The organism is Streptomyces sp. NPDC005302, assembly GCF_040607345.1.
GTDB lineage: Bacteria > Actinomycetota > Actinomycetes > Streptomycetales > Streptomycetaceae > Streptomyces.
The window spans coordinates 102,692-126,557 of sequence record NZ_JBEXGN010000004.1; the positions used below are offsets into that span (position 1 = coordinate 102,692).

Below are 23,866 nucleotides of genomic sequence, written 5' to 3' on the forward strand. Positions count from 1 at the left end.
TAGCCGCGGGGCGCCCGGCCCGCGCTCATCGCGGCCCCTGCCCGTAGCGGCCCGCCCACTCCGCGGGCGCTCCGGCGCCGGTCCGGCTCCCGCACGGTGACCGGACACCGGAACGAGCCACTCTTTGCCCGTCCTTGACCAGGCGCGAAGCAACCGCACGACGGTTACGAAAGCGTCACCGCGTCCCTCTGGCGCAGCCCCGACCTGCGGTTTTCAATGGTCGACACCATGGCACTGCTGCGCGCACTCATCCGTACGGCCCGGATGGCACGGAACACCTCCCGCCTCGCCGTCGGGCTGCCCGCCGACGACGACGTGCTGCTCGACGCGCCCGACGAACGCCTCGGCCCCGTACTCGTCGCGGCGGGCCGTGGCGAGTACGCCCCCGCCGCCAAGCTGCTCGCCGCCACCCGCGACTCGGCCGAATGGGAGAACCGCGACCGGTACGCCCTGCGCCTCGCGACCTTCGCGCGCTCCCGCGACCAGTGGCTGCGGGAGTGGCGGGCCGCCGACCCGCACGACCCGGACGCGCTGCTCGTCAGGGCGGAACTGGCGGTGCGGCGCGGCTGGGAGTCGCCCGCGCGGGCCGAACTGCTGCGCGAGGTGGGCCCGCTGATCACGTCCGCCGCCGCGGGCGATCCGCGCGACCCCGTGCCGTGGCGGATCGCGCTCGACCACGCGCGCGGCACGAACCTCGGGCACACCGGGTTCGAGCGGCTGTGGAGCGAGGCCGTCCGGCGCTCACCGCACCACTACGGCTGCCACGTGGCAGCCCTCCAGTACCTGTCGGCCGCCTGGTACGGCTCGCACAGGGAATGCTTCGACTTCGCCGAGCCGGCCGCGCAGGACGCCCTGCCGGGCTCCCTCGTGCAGGCGCTGCCGGTCCGCGCGGCCTTCGCGTACCTCACCGAGGGCGGCGGTCCCGGCGTGCCCCGGACGAGGCTGGACGCGGCGGCCGACCTCGCGATCGAGGTCTCCGCGTCCTACGCCGCCGCCGACCCCTGGCCCGCCGAGGTGCGCAACCTGCTCACCTACGTCCTCATCCGCCTGGACCGCTGGCAGGACGCGCTGGAACAGCTGCGCCTCATCGGCCCGTACGCGACCTCGTTCCCGTGGGACAGGGTCTCCGACGACCCGCTCGGCCAGTTCCTGCAGATGCGCGACGGCGTCCGTCTGGAGGTCGCGGCGGGGCTTCCGCTGCGGGCTCCGCGCCCCGATCGGCATCCAGTCGGTGGGCACCGCGGACGTGATCGCTCCGGCGACCATTAGGCTTTCGCGTCGTGACCACCGTCCGGCTCCCGCTCTTCCCCCTGAACTCGGTGTTGTTCCCCGGGCTCGTGCTTCCTCTGAACGTGTTCGAGGAGCGCTATCGCGCGATGATGCGCGATCTGCTCAAGATCGCCGAGGACGAACCGCGCCGCTTCGCGGTCGTCGCCATCCGCGACGGCCACGAGGTCTCGCCCAGCGCTCCCGGCATGCCGGACCAGACCGCCGTGCCCGAGCGCGGGCCCGCTGCGGGCTTCGGCGACGACCCGGTGAAGGCCTTCCACGCGGTCGGCTGCATCGCGGACGCGGCGACCGTCCGGGAGCGCGCCGACGGCAGCTTCGAGGTGCTGGCGACCGGCACGACCCGCGTCCGGCTCCTTTCGGTGGACGCCTCGGGCCCGTATCTGACGGCCGAGCTGGAGGAACTGCCGGAGGAACCTGGCGAGGAGGCGGGCGCGCTCGCCGAGGGCGTGCTGCGCGCCTTCCGCCAGTACCAGAAGCGGCTGGCCGGAGCGCGGGAGCGTTCGCTGTCGAGCGGCGCGGACCTGCCGGACGAGCCCGCCGTCGTCTCCTACCTGGTCGCGGCCGCCGTGATGCTGGACGTGCCCGCCCGGCAGAGCCTGCTGCAGGCCCCGGACACGGCGTCCCGGCTGCGCGAGGAGCTGAAGCTGCTGCGCACCGAGACGGCCATCATCCGTAATCTGCCGTCGTTGCCCGCGTCGGAACTGACGCGCGGCCCGACGAGCCTGAACTGACGCGTGCGGGAAGGCCGATGGCGAAGAAGCCGAAGAAGCAGCAGCCCGGAGGAACCCCGGCGACGGTGGCGCTGACGGAGGCGGGGGTGCCGTACACGGTCCACGCGTACGAGCACGACCCCTCCCACCCGTCGTACGGCGAGGAGGCCGCCGAGGCCATGGGCGTCTCCCCGGAGCGGGTCTTCAAGACCCTGGTGGCGGACGTGGACGGGGCGCTGGTGGTCGCGGTGGTCCCGGTGGCCGGCTCGCTCGATCTGAAGGCCCTCGCCACGGCGGTGGGCGGCAAGCGGGCCGCGATGGCCGACCCCGCGGCGGCGGAGCGTACGACGGGTTACGTCAGGGGCGGCATCTCGCCGCTCGGCCAGCGCAAGAGGCTCCGTACGGTGCTGGACGCGTCGGCGTCGGCCCACGTCACGATCTGCGTCTCGGCGGGCCGTCGCGGCCTGGAGGTCGAACTCTCGCCCGCCGACCTGGCGCGGCTCACGGAGGCGGTGTCCGCGCCCGTCGGACGCGCGTGACCGGCTGACACGGGCGCACGGCGGCCCGTGGCCCGCGGGTTCCGCCCGGCGACGCCCGCCCGGACGCGCCGTGCGCAAGCTCTCGACGGATGTCCCGTCCTCGGTTAAGCACGAGGGACATGTCGAAGAGAACGCGCAAACGCAAGTGGCGCACCAGGAAAGGCCCCTCGAACCACGGCCGCCGTCCGGCATGACCCACGCTCCGCACCTGGGCACCACCGGCCGGGACCGGTCTCCTTCGCGAGCCCCGGGACCGGCCGGTCCGGCACGGCGTCCTGGAGCTAGACGGGGGGACCGGAAGGCGTCGACTGGTAGGGGCTCTGCTGGTAGGGGTCGGGGTCCCGGGGGCCGAACAGGGCCGTGAGGGCCAGATGGACCACCAGGGCGGTCAGCGACCAGGCGAGCAGCGCCCCCTTCGCGCCGAGCTTCAGCGGCGCCGAGAACGTGACGCCCTTGCCGACGGCCTTGGCGTGCGCGACCACGTTCTGCGTGGGACCGAGCCAGACCCCGACGCGCCAGGCGAGCAACGAGCCCAGCAGCCCTCCGAGGGCGAGCGCGGCCACCAGCGGCACACCGCCGCGCCGGCGCAGCAGGAACACGACCAGCGCGCTCAGCGCGCCGAAGCCCAGGGCGAGAAGAGTGAACGTTCCATCGACGCCGATGGCCTGCTCGCCCTCGGTGTCCTTGATGTACACCGCGGTGTCGTCCGCGATCAGCGGCACGTGGGGCGCCAGCCACCACCAGAGGACTCCGAGGAGCGCCCCCGCGAGCGCCACCGCCACCGTGATCACGGCGGCCTCCCGCAGTTCGGTCTTCATCCCGGGTCCGTCCTGTCCGTAGGAGGCCTCGTACGCGGCCGGGTACGCGGGGTGCGCCGCGGGGCCGTACGTCTGCGGGGCCTGCCAGGCATGGTGCGGTTGCTGCCGGTCCTCGGGGGACTGTTCGTGCGGCGGCGGAGGTGGAGTCAGCGGAGCGGTCACCCTGACATCGTGCCAGGCCCGGCTGTCACCCGCGTCACCGGACGGCTGCCCGGCGGTAGGCCCAGGTCGCCAGGGCCAGGGAGACGACCCCGACCCCGGCGCAGACGGCCAGATCACCGAGCACGGCGGCCCAGTCCGGGGCCGCGCCGAAGGAGCGGGCGAAGGCCTCGACGCCGTAGGTCGAGGGCAGCAGATCGCGGGCGTACTGGACCGCGGTCGGCATCCGGTCCGCGGGCAGCACGCCGAGCAGCAGCGCGGCCGACATGCCCAGCTGCCCGAGCAGCGTGGCCAGCTCGGGCCGGGGGGCGAGCAGCCCGAACGCGGCTCCGAGACCGGCGAGCGCGGCCCCCGCGAGGGGCACGACCGCGGCGAGCACCCACAGGTGGGCGAGCGGCAGTCCGAAGAGCACGCACCCGAAGACGGCGGTGACCAGGGTGCCGGGCACGGTGAAGGACGCGTACGCGCCCGCTGCCCCGAGCACCACGGCCGCCGGAGGCACCGGCAGCGTGGCGTAGTGGTCGAGCCCGCCGCTCGCCCTGAGCTGTCCGAAGTACTGCGCGAGCAGGTTGAGGGCGACGAACGCGACGACCAGGACGGTCGACCCGGCCACCACGGCCCGCGCCTCGGCGCCGCCGTCCACCACTCCGCGCATCATGATCATGATGCCCACGGACTGGAAGGTGGCCACGAACAGCAGCGGGATCCGGGCGACCCGGGCCCGGGAGAGCTGCGCCCGGTACACGGCGGCCAGCGACGGCCAGAGCCGCGCGGGCGGCCCCAGCTCAGCGGCGCCGGCGTCCGCGGCCAGGGGCAGCGCACTGCCCGGCAGAACTCCGGCGGGTACGACACTCACGTCGAGCTGCTTCCCTTCACTCCGGCAGCCGTCCTGTTCGGCACACGTACGACGCCCTCCTCCCGTACGGATTCCACGCTCCGGACACTCACGCCTTCACCAGCCCCTGCGTCGCGTGGCCGCCGAGGGCGAGGTAGACGTCCTCCAGGCTCGGCGTGGCCAGGGTGAAGTCGTCGAGGGCGGCGAAGGCGGCGCCTCCGGTGACGGTGGCCACGGCCGCGCGGGCCTCCTCCGGCGCGAGCCGCAGCGTCCAGCGGCGGCCCGACTCGACGGCGCGGTCACGCAGCGCGGCGACCTCGGGGACATGCAGCGGGGCGCTCGTACGCCAGACGAGTTCCACCCGCACCTCGCCCGCGACGCGTTCCTTCAGGCCGGCCGGGGTGTCGCAGGCGATGACCCGCCCCTCGTCGATGACCGCGACCCGGTCGAGGACGGTCTCCGCCTCGATGACGTTGTGGGTGACCAGCAGGACCGTGGCGCCCTGTTCCACCCGGCGCCGGTCGACGGCGGCCCAGACCGCGCGCCGGGCGACCGGATCCATGCCGGTGGTGGGCTCGTCGAGGACCAGCAGCGGTCGCCGCCCGACGAGCGCGGCGGCGAGGCAGGCGAGCCTGCGCTGGCCGCCGGACAGCTTCTTCAGGGGCCGCGAGGCGAGCGAGGTCAGGCCCAGTTCGTCCAGGACGGCGTCGCGCTCGGTCCGCGCGGCGCGCAGGTCGAGTCCGCGCAGCCGTCCGGTCGTCTCGGCGGCGAGGGAGACGGTCAGCTCGTCGAGGGCGGTGGACTCCTGCCCGAGGTAGGCGAGGATCCGTGCGGCCCGCTCGGGGTGGCGCACGATGTCGTGCCCGAGGATCTCGACGCTGCCGCTGTCGGGGCGCATCAGCCCGGTCAGCTGGCGGACCAGGGTGGACTTGCCGGCGCCGTTCGGGCCGAGGAGCCCGAAGATCTCACCGCGGCGGATGTCCAGACGGACGTCATCGGTGGCCCTGACCTCGGGCGTCGCCGGCGTGCCACGACGGCCGCGCACGGCCGGATAGGTCTTGGTCAGACCGCGCACGGCGCACACGACATCGCCCCTGTGCCCCATCCGGACCGGCTGTGCCGTGCGCGTACTCACGAAGGACGAGAGTACGGGGTCCGATGCCCCGTTATGCGTCCGGGGCCGTGGCAGGGCCCCCGCGAGGGCCCTCACGCGACCTCTCCGGAGGCTTCGGATCACTCCCCGGCGGGTGCGTGTTCGGTGGCCGTGCGCACGTCGATCTCGCGCCAGAAGCCGGCCCGGATCGCGTACCGGTCGTGCTCGTCGATCTGGTCGTCCTTGTGCGCGAGCAGGCCGAACCGGGCCGCGTAGCGCAGCAGTTCACCGTCGACCCGGTGCGGGACGCGGGGGTACATCGCCGACAGCTTCTGCAGATGACCGGCGTCGGCGAGGCGTGCCATCCAGCGGCGGGCGAAGACCTGCCCGACCTCGTACGGATCGCCGCCGACGGTCGTGATGTCCTCCTCGCGGTCCGCCCAGCGCTGCTCGGCGGAGGTGAGCTGCGCGAGGGTGGGCAGCGCGGCGGCGTCGGCCGGCTCGGCCACTCCCCCGGGCCGGTCGACCCAGCCCTTGTCCGAGGACCAGCGCAGGGTGGCGTTCGTGGGGTGCTGGGCGGCCTGGGTGCCCGGTCCGCGCAGCGCGGCCAGGTCCTTGGGGGTCGGTACCCCCTTGGGGGCGGGCACGCGCTCCTGGACGCCGTTTTGCGATTCGGCGGCCTGGTGGTGCTCGGGCTCCGGGGCGGAGTGCTCGGCCGCCGCCGCGAGGGCCGACTCGGGCAGCGGCGCGGAGAGGATCGCGGCAATTTCCGGACGCGGCACGGGGGGCGGGGCGCAGGTCCCGCCGAAGTCCTTCGCGCGGACCGCCTTGGTGATCCAGACACGGTCGAGGACCGTCCGCTCGTCCGCCTCGGCCACCAGGTCCTCGGACTGGTTGTAGTCACCGTCCGCGGCCTGCACGGCCCACAGGTGCACGGCGACGCCGTGTTCCTTGGCGGCCATCATGCCCGGCAGCAGATCCCCGTCGCCGGTCACCAGGACCACGTCGGAACAGGCACGGTTGCGGGCCAGCTCGGTGAGTTCCGCGTGCATCGCGGCGTCCACGCCCTTCTGCGCCCAACGCCCGTCGCTACGGGTCAGCGCGCCGAGGCGCACGGTCACCCTGGGCATCACGCGCAGCCTGCGGTGTTCCGGCTGCGGTACGCGGTCGGGTGCGCCGTCGAACCAGTAGATGCGCAGCAACGGCCGCTCGGTGTCGGACTCGGCGCGCTCGCGCAGACCCTGGATGAGGGCGGCGTGGTCGACGGTGATCCGGGAGCGCGAAGGTTCCCCGGCGAGGAGGCTGGCAGCAGCCCCGAGCAGATAGCCGGCGTCCACCAGGACGATGCAGCGGTCCACGCGGTCCACCCTCTTTCCGGGAGGTTTGCTTCGGGCTTTCCTGGAGTCTGCCCGACCCTGCGGAGGTTAACGGCCGGAACTCGATCTTCGGCGTGGCGAATCGGGAGGGCACGTACCGACAGGGCTTATTACGCACGGTAATTCTAGGAAATGCGCCACTTGCCAGCCTATGTGAATCTGGTCGCGGCCCTGGCCCCTAGATCCCCCTCAGGAGGCATCACCATGGCCAAGAACAAGAATCGCAAGCAGGGCGGCCAGCAGGACCGCTCCTCCCAGGCCGAGCGCGCGCAGGAGCAGGCGCAGCGGTCGTCCGCGGAAGCACAGCAGTCGCCGATGTCGCAGGCGCAGGGCAGCCCCGCTGACGTTGCCCGTAAGCATCAGAAGCGCTTCGGCCACAACTGAGGCTGCTGCGTGGGCCGTTGAGGTCCAGGGTCCGTAGCAAGGCCCACCGGGTCACTGAGGCCCGGGCATGATTCGAGGGGCGCATCCGCATCCGGATGCGCCCCTCGCGCAGGTCACTCGGGCCGGCCCCCGCGGGGCCGGTGGGCGCTCAGCCCGCCAGGCAGGACGGGCCGAGCAGCACCTTCAGGTCGCCGAAGAGCGCCGGGTCGGGCTTCACCCGGTGCCGGTCGAGCCGCAGCACCGTGGTCTTGCGCGGTCCCTGGAGCTTGATGCGGACCTCGCTCTCGCCCTTGTGGTGGCTGAGGATCTCGCCGAGCCGGCTGACCATGGGCGGAGTCACCTTCAGCGCCGGGATGGTGAGGATCACGGGCGCGTTGGTGCCGGCGTTGGACAGGTCGGGGACCTGGAGTTCCATCGCGACCAGACGCGGCACGTCCTCGCGCTTGTCGAGGCGTCCCTTGACGAAGACCACGGCGTCCTCGACGAGTTGGGTCGACACCAGCTGGTAGGTCGCCGGGAAGAACATGCACTCGATGGAGCCCGCGAGGTCCTCGACGGTGGCGATCGCCCAGGCGTTGCCCTGCTTGGTCATCTTGCGCTGGAGGCCCGAGATGATGCCGCCGATGGTCACGACGGCGCCGTCCCCGTGCTCGCCGCCGGTCAGCTGCGAGATGCCCGCGTCCGCCTTGTCGGACAGCACGTGCTCCAGACCGAAGAGCGGGTGGTCGGAGACGTACAGGCCGAGCATCTCCCGCTCCTGGGCGAGCAGATAGACCTTGTCCCACTCGTCGGTGGTGAACTCCACGTCGAGTCCGAAGCCCGGCTCGCTGGTCGCCTCGTCGCCCATGCCGCCGAAGAGGTCGAACTGGCCCTCGGCCTCCTTGCGCTTGACCGCCACCACGTTGTCGATCATCGGCTCGAACTGCGCGGTGAGGCCCTTGCGGGTGTGCCCCATCGTGTCGAAGGCGCCCGCCTTGATCAGCGATTCCGTGGTGCGCTTGTTGCAGGCGACGGCCTCGACCTTGTCGAGGTAGTCGGGGAACGAGCCGTACTTCCCCTTGGCCTTGCGGCTGCGGATGATCGACTCCACCACGTTCGTACCGACGTTGCGGACGGCGGAGAGGCCGAAGAGGATCACGTCGTCGCCCTGGGCGGCGAAGTTCTGCTCGGACTCGTTCACGTTGGGCGGCAGCACCTTGATGCCCATGCGCCGGCACTCGTTGAGGTAGACGGCCGACTTGTCCTTGTCGTCCTTGACCGAGGTGAGCAGCGCCGCCATGTACTCGGCGGGGTAGTTCGCCTTCAGGTAGCCGGTCCAGTACGAGACGAGTCCGTACGCGGCGGAGTGCGCCTTGTTGAAGGCGTAGCCGGCGAAGGGGACCAGCACGTCCCACAGCGCCTGGATCGCCTCGTCGCTGTAGTTGTTCTTGCGGGCGCCCGCCTGGAAGAGGACGAAGTTCTTCGCCAGCTCGTCGGCCTTCTTCTTGCCCATCACGCGGCGCAGGATGTCGGCCTCGCCGAGCGAGTACCCGGCGATGATCTGGGCGGCCTTCTGCACCTGCTCCTGGTAGACGATCAGGCCGTAGGTGACCGCGAGGACCTCCTGGAGCGGCTCCTCCAGCTCCTTGTGGATCGGCGTGATCTCCTGGCGGTTGTTCTTGCGCTCCGCGTAGTTGATGTGCGAGTTCATGCCCATCGGGCCCGGCCGGTAGAGGGCCGAGACGGCGGAGATGTCCTCGAAGTTGTCGGGCTGCATCTGGCGGAGCAGCGAGCGCATCGGGCCGCCGTCGAACTGGAAGACACCGAGGGTGTCACCGCGGCAGAGCAGTTCGAAGGTCTTCGGGTCGTCCAGCGGCAGGGCGAGCATCTCCAGGTCGATGCCCTTGTTGGCCTTCACCATCTTGATGGCGTCGTCCATGATCGTGAGGTTGCGCAGGCCGAGGAAGTCCATCTTCAGCAGGCCCAGCGACTCGCACTGGGGGTAGTCCCACTGCGTGATGGTCACACCGTCGGTGTGCCGCACCCAGATCGGGGCGTGATCGACGATGGGTTCGCTGGACATGATCACGCCGGCCGCGTGGACGCCCATCTGCCGGACCAGGCCCTCGACGCCCTTGGCGGTGTCGATGACCTTCTTGACGTCCGGCTCGTTCTCGTACATCGCGCGGATCTCGCCCGCCTCGCCGTAGCGGGGGTGCGAGGGGTCGGTGATGCCGTTGAGGTCGATGCCCTTGCCGAGGACGTCGGCGGGCATCGCCTTGGTGAGCCGGTCGCCCATCGCGTACGGGTAGCCCAGCACGCGCGCGGAGTCCTTGATGGCGTTCTTCGCCTTGATCTTGCCGTACGTGCCGATCATGGCGACCTTGTCGGCGCCGTACTTCTCGGTCACGTACCTGATCACCTCGACGCGCCTGCGCTCGTCGAAGTCGATGTCGACGTCGGGCATGGAGACGCGCTCGGGGTTCAGGAACCGCTCGAAGATCAGGCCGTGCGGGATCGGGTCGAGGTCGGTGATGCCCATGGCGTACGCGACGATCGAACCGGCCGCCGAGCCACGGCCCGGGCCCACCGCGATGCCCTGGTTCTTGGCCCACATGATGAAGTCGGCGACGACGAGGAAGTACCCCGGGAACCCCATCTGGATGATGACGTCCATCTCGTACTCGACCTGCTTCTGGCGGTCGTCGGGAACGCCGCCGGGGAAGCGGCGGTCCATGCCGAGCCGGACTTCCTCCTTGAACCAGGTGATCTCGGTGAAGCCCTCGGGGATGTCGAACTTCGGCATGAGGTTCTTCGCCTCGAACATGCCGGTCGTGTCGATCTGCTCGGCGACCAGGAGGGTGTTGGCGCAGCCCTGCTGCCAGGCGTCCGAGGAGTCGACCGCGTACATCTCGTCCGTCGACTTCAGGTAGTAGCCGGTGCCGTCGAAGCGGAAGCGGTCCGGGTCGGAGAGGTTCTTGCCGGTCTGGATGCACAGCAGGGCGTCGTGGGCGGTGGCCTCGTGCGCGTACGTGTAGTGCGAGTCGTTCGTCACCAGGGGCGGGATGCCGAGCTTCCTGCCGATCTCCAGGAGCCCGTCACGGACCCGGCGCTCGATCTCGATGCCGTGGTCCATCAGCTCCAGGAAATAGCGGTCCTTGCCGAAGATGTCCTGGTACTCGGCCGCCGCCTTCAGTGCCTCGTCGAACTGGCCGAGGCGCAGCCGGGTCTGCAGCTCGCCGGAGGGGCACCCGGTGGAGGCGATGAGTCCCTCGGACCACTGGGAGATCGTCTCCTTGTCCATCCGGGGCCACTTCGTGAGCCAGCCCTCGGCGTACGCGTCCGAGGAGAGCTTGAAGAGGTTGTGCAGACCCGTCCGGTTCGCCGCCCAGATCGTCTTGTGCGTATAACCACCCGAACCGGACACGTCGTCGCGCTTCTGGTGCGGCTGGCCCCACTGGATCTTGCGCTTGTTGCGCCGGGACTCGGGCGCGACGTACGCCTCGATGCCGATGATCGGCGTGACGCCGGCCTTCTTGGCGGTGTGGAAGAAGTCGTACGCCCCGTGCAGGTTGCCGTGGTCGCTCATCGCGATATGGGTCATGCCCATGTCGTTGCACGCGTCGAACATGTCCTTGAGCCGCGCGGCACCGTCCAGCAGCGAGTACTGGGTGTGGACGTGCAGGTGCGTGAACGGCGGCTTCGACACGGTTGCGGCCTCCAGGAAGAACGATCGGCGACAGGCTGAGGACAGTCTGGGGGGTCAGCGTCGAAGTCTATGACGCCCGACTGACACTCCGCGGAGCATCACCCGTACCTTCATGCGGGGTCCCGTGATCCGGGGTGTGCGTTCGCCGCCGGGGGCCGGGCACTCCGGCGTATCTTCGTCCGTTGGAAGTGGACGGACACCCTTGTCCCGGGTGCGGCGCGTCCGCTCCCTCATGTCCCGCACCACCTGCACCAGGAGGCACCCAGCGATGTCGGTCCCGCAGCTCAGCGACGAGCAACGCGGCGAGCAGATCCTCGCCGTATTCGACACCGCCTTCGGCGAGCTCCTGGCCGCCGACCCGGCCGCGTTCCGCGTGAAGTTCCGCAAGATGGCGGCCTCCGCCTTCGCGTTCTACCGCGGCACGGCCGGCCTCTTCTACCACGACCTCGAACAGGACAAGCGGGGCGGCCCGTACCTGGACGAGCGGACCTCGCGCGTGTGGATCCACGGCGACCTGCACGCGGAGAACTTCGGCACCTACATGGACGCCCAGGGCCGCCTGATCTTCAACGTGAACGACTTCGACGAGGCCTACGTCGGCCCCTTCACGTGGGACCTCAAGCGCTTCGCCGCCTCCGTGGCCCTGATCGGCTACGCGAAGGCGCTCAGCGACGACCAGATCACCGAGCTGGTCCGGATCTACGCGCGGGCCTACCGCGAGCGCATCCACGCCCTCTCGACGGGCGCCAAGAACGACGAGGTGCCCCCCTTCACTCTGGACACCGCCGACGGCCCGCTGCTGGGCGCGCTGCGCGTGGCCCGCTCGCTCACCCGCTTCGGGCTGCTCGACTCGATGACCGAGATCCGTGACTTCGAGCGCCGCTTCGCGCCGGGCGGCGGCTCCATCGAGCTGGACGCGGCCACCCGCTACAAGGTCCTCGCCGCCTTCGACGGCTATCTGGAGACCCTCCCGGAGTCCTCGCTGACCCGCCCCGACTCGTACCGCGTGAAGGACGTCGTGGGCCGCCGCGGCATCGGCATCGGCTCGGCCGGTCTCCCGTCGTACAACATCCTCCTGGAGGGCAACAGCGACGCCCTGGAGAACGACGTGGTGATCTACATCAAGCAGGCCCAGACCCCCGCCGTCTCCCGGCACATCACGGACGCCGCGGTCCGCGGCTACTTCCAGCACGAGGGCCACCGCACGGTGATCTCGCAGCGCGCCCTCCAGGCGCACGCGGACCCGTGGCTCGGCTGGACCGAGCTGGACGGCGCGGGCCAGCTCGTCGCCGAGGTCTCGCCGTACGCGGTGGACCTCGACTGGAGCGACCTGGACGACCCCGAGGAGATCGCCTCGGTCGTCGCGGACCTCGGCAGGGCCACCGCGGCGATGCACGCGGCGGCGGACGACGACAGCGGCCACTCGGAGCTGGTGCCGTTCTCCACGGAGCGGGCCATCGACGCGGCGATCGCCGGCGACGAGGACGGCTTCGCCGGTCTCCTGGTCGACTTCGCCCACAGCTACGGCTCCCGGGCGCGCGCCGACCACCAGATCTTCGTGGACCTCTTCCGCAACGGACGGATCCCGGGCCTGTAGCCCGCCGCCCGGGTCTTCGCACCACAACGCTCCCGTAACGCACAGGCACCCTTTAGGGGGCTCTTACGGCAGCGCGTGGGAGACTCGCCTCCGCTATGGACATATCCGGGATCCAGCTCAGAGCCGTGCGCGCGGCGGTGTTCACGGCTGTCGTCGTGACGCTGTCCGCCGCGTCGCACGTGCTGCTGTCCCGGGTCCCGCTGCCGCTGACGACCGTGGCCGCGATCACCGCCGCCGTCTTCGCCGTCGCCTTCGCGCTGGCGGGCCGTGAGCGCGGCTTCGGCCGGATCGCGGCCCTGCTGATCCCGCTGGAGCTGGCCGCCGACACCGTCTTCACCACGGGCCAGCACGTCTGCTACGGCAGGGCGGGCGGCCCGGTCGCCGGCCCCCTGCGCTCCGTGGGCCTCGACGTCCTGTGCGGCGGCGGCAGCGTGGGCACGCCCCTGTCCCAGGTGACCGGGGGCGCACCCGACCGCGCCGGCGCCCTGATCGCGCACGCCGACCCGGCCGCCTCCTGGCTGCTGCTCGGCGCCCACCTCGCCGTCGGCCTGCTGGCGGCCGCCTGGCTGCGGCGCGGCGAGCGTGCCCTGGACCAGCTGCTGCGCGCGGTGGCCGCCTCGACGTTCCGACCGCTGCTGCTCGCGGTCGCCACGGTGACCGTACGGCTCGCCCCGGCCCGCCCGCTGCCGCGCGCCCCGCGCCGGACGACCGCCGCCCGAACCCGCCTGTTCGTGCACTCCCTGGGACGACGCGGGCCGCCCACCGCCGCCGCTCTCGCCTGAGCGACCGCTCCCGGGGAACGCCTTCCGAGCGGCGGCTCCGCGCAACCGTCCCGCGCCACGGCTCCCCGAGCGCCGGCAGTCCCCCTCACGTATTCCGCGTACGGCATGTGCGCGTCCCACCTGGAGATCACCACTATGAGCAAGCGGAACAGCCAGTCGGAGAAGACGGCGGCCCGCGAGCGCCTGCGTGTCGAACGCGAGCGCCAGGCCAAGCGAGACAAGGTCAAGCGCCAGGCGATCGTGGCCGGCTCCCTCGTCGCGGTCCTCGCGATAGCCGGCGGCATCGGCTACGCGGTCGTGCAGAACAACAAGCCGTCCCAGTGGGAGGCCGTCGCTAGCGACAAGGTGGTCGCCCCGGCCAACACCACGGGCAAGGACGGCACGACGGTCGTCCTCGGCAAGAGCACCGCGAAGAAGACCCTGAAGCTCTATGAGGACCCGCGCTGCCCGATCTGCGCCTCCTTCGAGCAGACCGTCGGACCGACCCTGACGAAGGACTTCGACGCCGGCAAGTTCAAGATCCAGTACATCGGCGGCACCTTCCTCGACGGCGACACCGACGGCAAGGGCAAGATCCAGATCGGTTCCCGGGGCGAGGGCTCCAAGAACGCCATGAGCGCCCTGGGCGCCGCGCTGAACGTGAGCCCCGAGGCCTTCCTGGAGTACAAGACCGCGCTCTACTCGTCGAAGTACCACCCCGACGAGACGGACGACAAGTTCAAGAGCGACGACTACCTGATCAAGGTCGCGAACACGGTCGACGCGCTGAAGAACAACACCGCGTTCCAGAGCGCCGTCAAGGACGGGAAGTACGACGCCTGGGCCCTGGCCATGTCCCAGACGTTCAACACGAACAAGGACGACGTCAACGGCACGCCGAGCCTGGTGATGGACGGCAAGAAGCTCACCGGCTCGGACGGCACCAACGCCCCGATGACGGTCGCCGACTTCACCAAGGCGATCGACGCCGCGGTCAAGGCCTGACCGGTGCGGGCGACCCGGCGGTCCGGGTGACCTGAGCGGCCGGAAGGCGAAGAGCGGGCGAACTTTCACAAGTTCGCCCGCTCTTTACCTGTACCGGTCGGTAACCTGATCGTCCGTGACCAGTCGACAGAGATCATCCGAGCCCGCGGGCGTCCTCGACTCCCGCGCTCCCAGCCGCCGTTCGGTCGTCAAGGCCGCGGCCGCCACCGCCGTCCTCGCCGCTCCCCTCGCCGCCGCGCTGCCCGCGCGCGCCGCGACGGAGGCGCCCGCCTTCCTGCACGGCGTCGCCTCCGGCGACCCGCTGCCGGACGGCATCCTGCTCTGGACCCGGGTGACCCCGGAGTCAGCCGCCGTACCGGGCTCCGGGCTCGGCGCGGACACCCCCGTCAGCTGGACCGTCGCCACGGACAAGGCGTTCACCACGGTCGTCGCCAAGGGTTCCACCGTCGCGACGGCCGCCTCCGACCACACCGTCAAGGCGGACATCCGCGGCCTGCTGCCGGCCACCGACTACTGGTTCCGGTTCTCCGCCGGCGGTACCGACTCCCCGGCGGCGCGTACCCGCACCGCGCCGGCGGCGGACGCGGCGGTCCCCGGCCTGCGCTTCGGCGTGGTCTCCTGCGCCAACTGGGAGGCTGGCTACTTCTCGGCGTACCGGCACCTCGCGGCCCGCGGCGACCTCGACGCCTGGCTGCACCTGGGCGACTACATCTACGAGTACAAGTCCGGTGAGTACGGCACCCGGGGCACGGTCGTCCGGCCGCACGCCCCGGCCAACGAGATCATCACCCTCGCCGACTACCGCACCCGGCACGGCCGTTACAAGACCGACCCGGATCTGCAGGCCCTGCACCACAAGGCGCCCGTCGTCGCGATCTGGGACGACCACGAGTTCGCCGACAACTCCTGGTCGGGCGGTGCCGTCAATCACACCGAGGGCGCCGAGGGCACCTGGTCGGCCCGTCAGTCCGCGGCCAAGCAGGCGTACTTCGAGTGGATGCCGGTCCGCCCGGCGATAGCCGGCACCACCTACCGCCGGCTGCGCTTCGGCAAGCTGGCGGACCTCTCGCTGCTCGACCTGCGTTCCTTCCGGTCGCAGCAGGCGTCCACGGCCAGCGGCTCGGTCGACGACCCGGACCGTACGATCACCGGCCGCGCGCAGCTCGACTGGCTGAAGACCGGGCTCAAGGCCTCGGACACCACCTGGCGACTGGTCGGCAACTCGGTGATGATCTCGCCGTTCGCGGTGGGGGCGCTCTCCGCCGACCTGCTGAAGCCGCTCGCGAAGCTGCTCGGACTGCCGCAGGAGGGCATCGCCCTCAACACCGATCAGTGGGACGGCTACACCGACGACCGCCGCGAACTGCTCGCGCACCTGCGCTCCAACGCGATCCGCAACACGGTGTTCCTGACCGGCGACATCCACATGGCCTGGGCCAACGACGTGCCGGTGGACGCCGGTACCTACCCCCTGTCGGCCTCCGCCGCGACCGAGTTCGTGGTCACCTCGATGACCTCCGACAACCTCGACGACATCGTCAAGGTCCCCGAGGGCACCGTCTCCGCCCTCGCCTCGCCGGTCATCCGCGCGGCCAACCGGCACGTCCACTGGATCGACACCGACCGCCACGGCTACGGCGTCCTGGACATCACGCCCGCCCGCGCGCAGATGGACTTCTACGTCCTCTCCGACCGCGCGAACCCGAACGCGACGTCGTCCTGGGTCCGCTCCTACCGCACCCGCAGCGGCACCCAGACCGTGGAGCGCACCTACGACCCGGCGTAGCACCGGGTCGCGGTCCCCCGCCTCCGGCCACAGCTACAGCTAGAGGCCGTCGACTAGAGGCTGTCGACGAAGCCGAGCGCCACCTTCCAGGTGGCCTCGGCCGCCTCGGCGTCGTAGTCGGGGAGGTCGGGGTCGGTGTAGAGATGGCCGGCGCCCGCGTAGCGGTAGACCTCCACGTCGGCGCCGGCTCTCTGCATCTGGAGGTACCAGGCGCTCAGCCAGTCGTCGGTCTCGAACTGGTCGGGCTCGGCCACATGGAGCTGGACGGGCAGGTCGTCCACCGACGCGGTCTCCGCGATGTCCGACGTGCCGTGCAGCAGGAGCAGGCCGCGGGCCTTCTCGTCCCCGAGGGCCAGGGTCTGCGCGACGGAGGCTCCGAGGGAGAAGCCCGCGTAGACCAGGCCCCGGTCGGAGTAGGGCGCGGCGGCCAGCACCGCACGCTTGAGCAGCTCGACCTTGCCGATCTCCTCGTTGAAGGCCATGCCCTCCTCCACGGTGTCGAAGGTGCGCCCCTCGAAGAGGTCGGGCGTCCACACCTCGTGTCCCGCGGCCCGCAGCCGGTCCGCCGCCGCGCGCACCGCGGGGCGCAGACCGTACGTCGAGTGGAAAAGCATGATGTCCATGGGTTCCATGGTGCCAGCCGGGACCGACAGCCCAGGACGGAGGCCGTGTCTCGTGTCACACCGGGGCCCGGACCCCGCCGATCGGGCGCCCTTCGCGCGGCAGGCCTCGCGACGTACCCCGTTTCGTCCAGAGATCACATGTTCATGACCGCCGTGGGCCGGTTACGTTCCTTGGCATGGAGAACGTACTGCGCCCGGTGATCGTCGTCGGCGGCTCGGTCGTGCTCGCACTGCTCATCGGGTGGTCCGTGGACCTCCTGTTGCGTCGGGTGGACGACCGGCACAGCGAGACCTCCCTGTGGGGTCTGCTCCGCCGTGGCCGCATCCCCTTCCAGCTGGTCCTGTTCGCGGCACTGCTCAGAGGCTCCTTCGACCAGGCGAAGCTGCTGATGGAGCACCGCGTCGGCATCGGCAGGACCCTGACCCTGATCCTCATCGGCGCCGCCGCCTGGCTGGTGGTGAGCATCACGACGGCAATCGTCGACACCTCGTACTCGCGCTACGCGAACGCGCACCGCGATCCGGCGCGGGTGCGCCGCGTCCGTACCCAGGTCGCGCTCATCCAGCGCGTGGTCACCGCCGTCGTCGGCGTGGTCGCCGTCTCCGCGATGCTGCTGACCTTCCCGGCGATGCGGGCGGCCGGCGCCTCCCTGCTGGCCTCTGCCGGAATCCTGGGCATCGTCGCCGGTGTCGCCGCCCAGTCCACGCTGTCGAACCTCTTCGCCGGACTGCAGATCGCCTTCGGCGACATGGTGCGGCTCGGTGACACCGTGGTCGTCGACGGCGAGTGGGGCACGGTGGAGGAGATCACCCTGACCTTCCTCACGGTGCGGACCTGGGACGAGCGCCGGATCACCATGCCGGTGTCGTACTTCACGTCCAAGCCGTTCGAGAACTGGTCCCGCGGCACGCCGCAGATGACCGGGATCGTCTTCCTGCACCTCGACCACTCCGCCCCGGTGGAGGCGATGCGCGGGAAGCTGCGCGACATCCTGCGCGAGTGCCCGGCCTGGGACGGCCGCGACTACGGCCTCGCCGTCACCGACACCACCCCCAACACCATGCAGGTCCGCGCCCTGGTCACCGCGAAGGACGCGGACGACATCTGGACGGTACGGGTCACGGTCCGCGAGCAGATGATGAGCTGGCTGGCCGATCGGCACCCCTACGCGCTGCCCCGCGTGAACACCGCCGCGGCGACGCTGCCGCAGGAACAGACGCGGCCCACGGCCCACGAGGACAGCGACGGCGTGCCGGCCGGCAGGCACGACGGCAGCCGGTACTTCCACGAGCCGCTCCAGAAGGGGGCCGGCCGTACCTGACCTCCGCCCCTCCCGCCCTTCACCCGGTCCGGGTCACCCGCGCTCCGCACGCGCGGGCCGGCCGGGACCTGCGGGCGGTCGTCCGCCGAGGGCGGCGCGGTCTTCCTGCGAGGGCGGCCCGGTCGGCCTCGGTCAGCGCAGGCTGCGTACGTCGAGATGCCGCAGGACCCGGTCCACGATCTCCGGATCGGCCCCGGGCTCGCTGCGCGCGGACAGCACCTCGTGCCGGGCCGCGCTCATCATCTCCGCCTGGATGCGCCGCATCCGCTTGATCCTGCGGACCCGCTTCTCGTGCCCCTCGCGACGCTCCTCGTCCCCCATCTCGGGGCTGATCCGCACCCCGATCTCGAAGGCCCGGCGCAGCAGTTGCTCGGAGACCTCCTCGGGAAGCTCCTCCGCGTCCTCGATCTCCCGCAGCCGCTTCTTCGCGGCCTTCGCGGCCCGCATCGCCAGTTCCTTCTCGAACGCCTTCTCGACGTCCTCGTCGGCCCGCACCCCGAGCTTCCTCACCAGCCACGGCAGGGTGAGCCCCTGGATCACCAGCGTGGCCATGATCACCCCGAAGGCGATGAAGACGATCTCGTCCCGGTCGGGGAACGGCGATCCGTCGTCCATCTCCAGCGGGATGGCGAGCGCGAGGGCGACGGACGCCACTCCCCGCATTCCGGCCCACCACATCACCACGGTCTCCCGCCAGGACGTGGGGATCTCCTCGTCGTAGTCCCGCTTGGCGTGCAGCCGCTTGGTCAGCCAGGTCGCGGGCAGCAGCCAGGCCAGGCGTACGAGCACGACCACGGCCACGATCGCGCCGGCCCAGCCGAGCATCTCGCCCCACCGCCCGGCCGCCGTACGGAGGGCGTTGTGCAGTTCGAGCCCGATGAGGCCGAAGGCGACGCCGGTGACGAGCGTGTCGACCACGTCCCAGACCGTGGACCCGGCGAGCCGGGTCATGACGTCGTCGGCGTCGGTGGCGTACTCCGACAGGAACAGGGCGGTGGTGAGCACGGCGAGCACGCCGGAGCCGTGCAGTTCCTCGGCCAGCACGTACGAGGCGAACGGCACCAGCAGGGTGAGGCCGATCTGCAGGGTGGTGTCGTCGAGCAGGGTCATCAGCTTGTTCGTCGCCCAGCCCAGCGCGAAGCCGATGGCGACGGCCACGACGGCGGACAGCACGAGGTCGAGCCCGGCCCGCCAGGGCGAGAAGGACCCGCTGACCGCGGCGGCGATGGCCACGTGGTAGAGCACGATGGCCGTCACGTCGTTGAAGAGCCCCTCCCCCTCCAGGATCGACACCAGCCGGCGCGGCAGACCGAGCTGGCCGGCGACGGCGGTCGCGGCGACCGGGTCGGGGGGTGCCACGAGCGCGCCGAGCGCGATGGCGGCGGCGATGGGCAGGCCGGGCACGATGGCGCTGGCGACGGCCGCCACGACGAGCGTGGTGACGAACACCAGGGCCACGGCGAGCAGGAAGATCGGCCGCAGGTTGGCGGCGAACTGTCTCCAGGAGGTGCGCCGCACCGCCGCGTACAGCAGCGGAGGCAGCAGCGCGGGCAGGATCAGCTCCGGCGGGATGTCCACGTTCGGGACGAACGACGGCAGGGCCAGGGCGATGCCGAGCAATGTCATCAGCACCGGAGAGGGCAGCCCGAGCCGGTCTCCGACCGGGACGCTGATCACGGCCCCGAGCAACAGCACGAACAGCAGGGCCAACTGATCCACGGTCAGCGCTCCGGCGAGGTCTAGGCGATCAAGGTCGATCCGGACCTCAAGCGTGCCATGCCGCTAGGACAAACCCCGCTCACAGGGCCTTGCGCATCGCGCGGTGCGGGATTCCGGCGTCGGGGAACTCCGGGCCGTAGGCCGCGTATCCGAGCCGTTCGTAGAAGCCGAGGGCGTGGGTCTGCGCGTGCAGGTCCACGGCGGCCAGGCCACGCGCGTGTGCGGCCCGCTCGATGGCGCCGACGAGCGCGGCGCCGACGCCGAGCCCGCGTGCCTCGCGCGTCACGGCGAGCCGCCCGAGGGAGCCCACGGCCGGGTCCCCGCCGGTCTTCGCCGCGGCCGCCTCGCCGTGCAGGAGCCGCCCGGTGCCGAGCGGTACGCCGTCCTCGCGGACCGCCAGCACGTGCAGGGCACCGGCGTCGTACGCGTCGTACTCGATGTCCTCCGGGACGCCCTGCTCACCGACGAAGACGTCCTTGCGCACCCGGAAGCAGGCTTCGCGGTCGGTCGTCTCCTCGGCGACGCGCACCACATACGAGGCGTCCCGCGCCGCGGGGGAGCCTGCCCCGGTCCCGTCCGGGCCCGTCACGCGTAGCTCTCCTCACGGACCTTGTCGAGGGCCTGCTGGAGGTCCTCGGGGTAGCCGCTCTCGAACTCGACCCACTGCCCGTCACCGGGGTGCTCGAAGCCGAGACGCTTCGCGTGCAGCCACTGCCGGGCGAGGCCGAGGCGCTTGGAGAGGGTGGGGTCCGCGCCGTACGTCAGGTCGCCGACGCAGGGGTGGCGGTGGGCCGACATGTGGACGCGGATCTGGTGGGTGCGGCCGGTCTCCAGCTTGATGTCGAGCAGGGAGGCGGCGCGGAAGGCCTCGATCAGGTCGTAGTGCGTGACGGAGGGCTTGCCCTCGGCGGTGACCGCCCACTTGTAGTCGTGGTTCGGGTGGCGTCCGATGGGCGCGTCGATGGTGCCGCTGGTCGGGTCCGGGTGGCCCTGCACGAGCGCGTGGTAGCGCTTGTCGACCGTGCGCTCCTTGAACTGGCGCTTCAGCGAGGTGTACGCGTACTCCGACTTGGCGACGACCATCAGGCCCGAGGTGCCCACGTCGAGGCGGTGCACGATGCCCTGGCGCTCGGCCGCGCCGGAGGTGGAGATCCGGTAGCCGGCGGCGGCGAGACCGCCGATGACGGTCGGGCCGGACCAGCCGGGGCTGGGGTGTGCGGCCACGCCGACGGGCTTGACGATCACGACCACGTCGTCGTCGTCGTGGACGATCTCCATGCCTTCGACGGGCTCGGCGACGATCTGCACGGGCGCGGGGGCCTGTGGCATCTCCACCTCGAGCCAGGCGCCGCCGTGCACCCGCTCGGACTTGCCGACCACCGAGCCGTCGACCGAGACCTTCCCCGCCGCGGCGAGCTCTGCGGCCTTCGTACGGGAGAAGCCGAACATGCGGGAGATGGCGGCGTCGACACGCTCGCCCTCCAGGCCGTCGGGCACGGGCAGGGTGCGGATCTCGGGAATGGTGCTCACCCGTCGAGTATGCCGGACGCCTCGGACACCCCCGGACCACGGCCCGAACACGCGTACCCGTGGAGCCCCCGCGGAAGGGGCTCCCGGGACGGTGAGCAGGCCGTCCGTGGGGCCCGCGACGGACCGAGCCGAGCGGGGCAGGGGTGCTCCCCCGGCCCGCCCTCGGGGCGTACGTCAGTCCTTGTGGACCGTTCCGTCGGGGTCGAGGCCCCGGAAGGACAGCAGCACGATCAGGATGCCGCCGCAGACGATCGCCGAGTCGGCGAGGTTGAAGACGGCGAAGTGCTTGGGGGCGATGAAGTCCACGACCGCGCCCTCGAAGACCCCCGGCGAACGGAAGATCCGGTCGGTCAGGTTGCCGAGCGCGCCACCGAGCAGCAGACCGAGGGCGATGGCCCACGGCACGCTGTACAGCTTGCGGGCGAGCCGGGCGATGACGACGATCACCGCGGCGGCGATCACCGTGAAGATGATCGTGAACGCCTCACCGAAGCCGAAGGCCGCGCCCGCGTTGCGGATCGCCTCGAACTTGAGCCAGTCCCCGATGATCTCGATCGAGTCGTGGTGCTCCAGCTTCGCCACGACGATCATCTTGCTGATCAGGTCGAGGGCGTACGCCAGAACGGCCACCGTGAAGAGCACGGCGATCTTGCGCCGGCCCTTGGGCCGCTCGTCCGTCCCGTCCGTCGCGGACGCCGGGGCGGAGTCCCCGGAGGGGGCCTGCCCGTCGCCGCCGGACCGGTCTCCCGACGCCGCGTTCCCGTCGGACTGCTCCGGCTCGGCAGACGCCGCCCCTGGGATGCCCGGCGTACCGATGATGCGCTCCGCCTCTGCCACGTGAGTGAGTCCCTCGACCTAGGTTCCTGACTGAGGACGAGGGTACGGCACACCCCTGCGGGCCCCCGTGCTCAGGAGGCCTCCCACGCCGCGCGCGCGGAGACCTCCCACTCGGTGTGGACGGCGGTGCGCCCCGGGCGGCACGGGGACGACGGCGCGGCGCGCGGGAGGCCCGGCCCGCCGTTCAGTGCCGGCGTTCCTGCTTCTGCTTGCATTCGACGCAGAGCGTGGCCCGCGGGAAGGCCTGCATCCGCGCCTTGCCGATGGCGTTGCCGCAGTTCTCGCAGAGGCCGTACGTCCCCGCGTCGAGGCGGTGCAGGGCGCGCTCGGTCTGCTCCAGCATCTCGCGCGCGTTGGAGTTCAGCGCCATCTCGTGCTCGCGCGTGATGTTCTTCGTGCCGGTGTCCGCCTCGTCGTCGCCCGCGCCGTCACCGGAGTCACGCATCAGGCCGGCGAGGGCCGCCTCGGAGGTCGAGATCTCGGCGCTCAGCCGCAGCGCCTCCGACTGGAGCTCCGCACGGGCCTCCTCGACCTCGTCCGGTGTCCAGGGGTCCTCGCCGGGGCGCACGGCGAGCTCGCCGGACTCCGCCGCGGCGAGCCGCGCCTTGGGAACCGCGGTGGACTTCTTGGCGGCCGTGGCCGTGCCAGGGGTCTTCTTCGCAACCACCGTCGTGGCTCCCGTCGTCTCCGCGGCCTCCGCCGCGCCCTCGGCCGCGGACGCGGCCGTCTTCTTGGCCGTACTGCTGCTCTTCCGCGCCGTACCCGCGGTCTTCCCGGACACCTGCTTCTTCGCCGCGGCCGCCGCCTTCTTGGCGGGAGTCCTCTTCGCCGTGGCCTTCTTCGCCGTGGCCTTCTTCGCCGTGGCCTTCTTCGCGGCGGGCTTCCTCGCGGTACCCGCCTTGGTGGTCCCCGCCTCGGAAGCCGCCGTCCCCGTGGACGCGGTCTTCGCGGCCGAGGTCTTCCTCGCCGGTGCCTTCGCGGCGGCCTTCTTCCTGTCGGCCGCCTTGGCGCCGGCCTTCTTGTCGGTGGCCTTCTTGGCGACAGTCGTGTCGGCCGTCTTCGCGGTCACGGTCTCGGCCGTCACCGTCTTCGCGGTCACCGTCGCGGCCGGGGTCGCTGTCCTGGAGGTCGTCTTCACCGGTTTCGCCTCGCTCGTCGCGGAAGCCCCCTGTGCGCTCTTCTTCCCACCCACATTCTTGGCCGCCGAACCCGTGGATCTGCCGGACGCCGACTGCTGTACGGCGGTCTTCTTCGCCACCATGGCCGCGGCCCCTTCACATTTTGTGATCTTGCTCGCGCGTCGTGCTGGGACGATAAATCGACTTCTGGCCCGCGGCAACGGGGCACGCCCGCGAATCGCCCGCCCCGAGGGTCCCGCGCGGCAGGCATGCAAGCGTTGTGCCCAGCTCCCCGCCGGGTAATCCGCCGGGACCGCTGTCCCGGGATCCGGACGGCCGCCGCGCGGCATTCGGGTCACCGCGCAGGCCACGGCGGTGACCGGGAAAACCGGTCGGCCACTGTCCCCGGGGCGCCGTACACTGGGCGCAGCGAGAAGCGTGGATGGGGACGAGTAGCGGCGTACGCGGCCAAGAGAGACCCGGGGACGGTGGAAGCCCGGGGGCCAGCGCGACGCGAAGATCACCCCGGAGCCGCCGGCAGAACACCCCTGAGGGGCCAGTAGACCCGGCATCGCGACCCCAATGAGGGGGCTCACCGGTGCGAACGGCGCACGGGCGGGCCAAGGAGGGTGGTACCGCGGGAGCGCGCCGAACACGGCGTCCGCAGCAACAAGGC

General features: G+C 71.4%; 20 protein-coding genes. 9 read left to right on the top strand and 11 right to left on the bottom strand.

Annotated elements, in window-relative coordinates:
* Positions 1 to 216: 216 nt before the first annotated feature.
* From ABZT74_RS07190 to ybaK, 3 genes are read left to right on the top strand one after another with little or no spacing between them, the layout of a single operon-like run.
* Positions 217 to 1,269, top strand: coding sequence for a hypothetical protein (locus ABZT74_RS07190; RefSeq protein ID WP_356165555.1), 1,053 nt, complete (start codon positions 217 to 219; stop codon positions 1,267 to 1,269).
* An 11-nt stretch (positions 1,270 to 1,280) separates the two neighbouring features.
* Entirely contained in the window at positions 1,281 to 2,021 is a 741-nt protein-coding gene (locus ABZT74_RS07195) for an LON peptidase substrate-binding domain-containing protein (RefSeq protein WP_355870087.1), read from the top strand.
* Positions 2,022 to 2,038: 17 nt separating this feature from the next.
* Complete coding sequence (ybaK, locus tag ABZT74_RS07200) at positions 2,039 to 2,539, top strand: Cys-tRNA(Pro) deacylase (RefSeq protein ID WP_356165558.1); 501 nt, start codon at positions 2,039 to 2,041, stop codon at positions 2,537 to 2,539.
* A gap of 281 nt (positions 2,540 to 2,820) precedes the next feature.
* Here ybaK and ABZT74_RS07205 read toward each other — a convergent pair whose 3' ends face one another.
* The 4 genes from ABZT74_RS07205 to ABZT74_RS07220 all read right to left on the bottom strand — a co-directional run bounded on the left by ABZT74_RS07205 (position 2,821) and on the right by ABZT74_RS07220 (position 6,802).
* Positions 2,821 to 3,519, bottom strand: coding sequence for an AAA family ATPase (locus tag ABZT74_RS07205; RefSeq protein WP_356165561.1), 699 nt, complete (start codon positions 3,517 to 3,519; stop codon positions 2,821 to 2,823).
* Positions 3,520 to 3,553: 34 nt separating this feature from the next.
* Positions 3,554 to 4,372, bottom strand: a complete 819-nt coding sequence (locus ABZT74_RS07210; RefSeq protein ID WP_356433690.1) for an ABC transporter permease — start codon at positions 4,370 to 4,372, stop codon at positions 3,554 to 3,556.
* Positions 4,373 to 4,460: 88 nt separating this feature from the next.
* A complete protein-coding gene (locus ABZT74_RS07215; protein ID WP_356166142.1) occupies positions 4,461 to 5,435 on the bottom strand; it encodes an ABC transporter ATP-binding protein in 975 nt (324 codons plus the stop codon).
* Positions 5,436 to 5,584: 149 nt separating this feature from the next.
* Entirely contained in the window at positions 5,585 to 6,802 is a 1,218-nt protein-coding gene (locus tag ABZT74_RS07220) for an NYN domain-containing protein (RefSeq protein WP_355870099.1), read from the bottom strand.
* A gap of 222 nt (positions 6,803 to 7,024) precedes the next feature.
* Here ABZT74_RS07220 and ABZT74_RS07225 point away from each other — a divergent pair, with 222 nt between their 5' ends.
* A complete protein-coding gene (locus ABZT74_RS07225; protein ID WP_355870102.1) occupies positions 7,025 to 7,204 on the top strand; it encodes a hypothetical protein in 180 nt (59 codons plus the stop codon).
* A gap of 148 nt (positions 7,205 to 7,352) precedes the next feature.
* Here ABZT74_RS07225 and dnaE read toward each other — a convergent pair whose 3' ends face one another.
* A complete protein-coding gene (gene dnaE / locus ABZT74_RS07230) occupies positions 7,353 to 10,892 on the bottom strand; it encodes a DNA polymerase III subunit alpha (protein ID WP_355870105.1) in 3,540 nt (1,179 codons plus the stop codon).
* A 268-nt stretch (positions 10,893 to 11,160) separates the two neighbouring features.
* On the opposite strand from dnaE, the gene ABZT74_RS07235 reads away from it, so the two are divergent.
* The 4 genes from ABZT74_RS07235 to ABZT74_RS07250 all read left to right on the top strand — a co-directional run bounded on the left by ABZT74_RS07235 (position 11,161) and on the right by ABZT74_RS07250 (position 16,041).
* Positions 11,161 to 12,489, top strand: coding sequence for a DUF2252 domain-containing protein (locus ABZT74_RS07235; RefSeq protein ID WP_355870108.1), 1,329 nt, complete (start codon positions 11,161 to 11,163; stop codon positions 12,487 to 12,489).
* A gap of 95 nt (positions 12,490 to 12,584) precedes the next feature.
* Positions 12,585 to 13,271 carry a hypothetical protein gene (locus ABZT74_RS07240; RefSeq protein WP_356433691.1) on the top strand — a complete coding sequence of 229 codons (687 nt, stop codon included), beginning with the start codon at positions 12,585 to 12,587 and terminating at the stop codon, positions 13,269 to 13,271.
* 135 nt (positions 13,272 to 13,406) lie between these two features.
* Positions 13,407 to 14,255 (top strand): thioredoxin domain-containing protein, encoded by an 849-nt coding sequence (locus ABZT74_RS07245; protein ID WP_356433692.1) that lies wholly within the window; start codon positions 13,407 to 13,409, stop codon positions 14,253 to 14,255.
* 115 nt (positions 14,256 to 14,370) lie between these two features.
* A complete protein-coding gene (locus ABZT74_RS07250; RefSeq protein ID WP_356433693.1) occupies positions 14,371 to 16,041 on the top strand; it encodes an alkaline phosphatase D family protein in 1,671 nt (556 codons plus the stop codon).
* A gap of 53 nt (positions 16,042 to 16,094) precedes the next feature.
* Here the strand turns inward: ABZT74_RS07250 and ABZT74_RS07255 are convergent, their stop codons facing one another.
* Positions 16,095 to 16,664 (bottom strand): dienelactone hydrolase family protein, encoded by a 570-nt coding sequence (locus ABZT74_RS07255; RefSeq protein WP_355870120.1) that lies wholly within the window; start codon positions 16,662 to 16,664, stop codon positions 16,095 to 16,097.
* 176 nt (positions 16,665 to 16,840) lie between these two features.
* On the opposite strand from ABZT74_RS07255, the gene ABZT74_RS07260 reads away from it, so the two are divergent.
* Complete coding sequence (locus tag ABZT74_RS07260; RefSeq protein ID WP_356165575.1) at positions 16,841 to 17,986, top strand: mechanosensitive ion channel domain-containing protein; 1,146 nt, start codon at positions 16,841 to 16,843, stop codon at positions 17,984 to 17,986.
* A 132-nt stretch (positions 17,987 to 18,118) separates the two neighbouring features.
* Here ABZT74_RS07260 and ABZT74_RS07265 read toward each other — a convergent pair whose 3' ends face one another.
* From ABZT74_RS07265 to ABZT74_RS07285, 5 genes are all read right to left on the bottom strand, one after another.
* Positions 18,119 to 19,705, bottom strand: a complete 1,587-nt coding sequence (locus ABZT74_RS07265; RefSeq protein WP_356165578.1) for a Na+/H+ antiporter — start codon at positions 19,703 to 19,705, stop codon at positions 18,119 to 18,121.
* Positions 19,706 to 19,784: 79 nt separating this feature from the next.
* Positions 19,785 to 20,294 (bottom strand): GNAT family N-acetyltransferase, encoded by a 510-nt coding sequence (locus ABZT74_RS07270; RefSeq protein WP_356433694.1) that lies wholly within the window; start codon positions 20,292 to 20,294, stop codon positions 19,785 to 19,787.
* Positions 20,291 to 21,235, bottom strand: coding sequence for an RluA family pseudouridine synthase (locus ABZT74_RS07275; protein WP_355870129.1), 945 nt, complete (start codon positions 21,233 to 21,235; stop codon positions 20,291 to 20,293). The genes ABZT74_RS07270 and ABZT74_RS07275 overlap by 4 nt, the downstream gene beginning before the upstream one ends.
* A 174-nt stretch (positions 21,236 to 21,409) precedes the next feature.
* Positions 21,410 to 22,072, bottom strand: a complete 663-nt coding sequence (gene lspA, locus ABZT74_RS07280; RefSeq protein WP_355870132.1) for a signal peptidase II — start codon at positions 22,070 to 22,072, stop codon at positions 21,410 to 21,412.
* 184 nt (positions 22,073 to 22,256) lie between these two features.
* Positions 22,257 to 23,333 carry a TraR/DksA C4-type zinc finger protein gene (locus tag ABZT74_RS07285; RefSeq protein ID WP_356433695.1) on the bottom strand — a complete coding sequence of 359 codons (1,077 nt, stop codon included), beginning with the start codon at positions 23,331 to 23,333 and terminating at the stop codon, positions 22,257 to 22,259.
* Positions 23,334 to 23,866 lie beyond the last annotated feature (533 nt).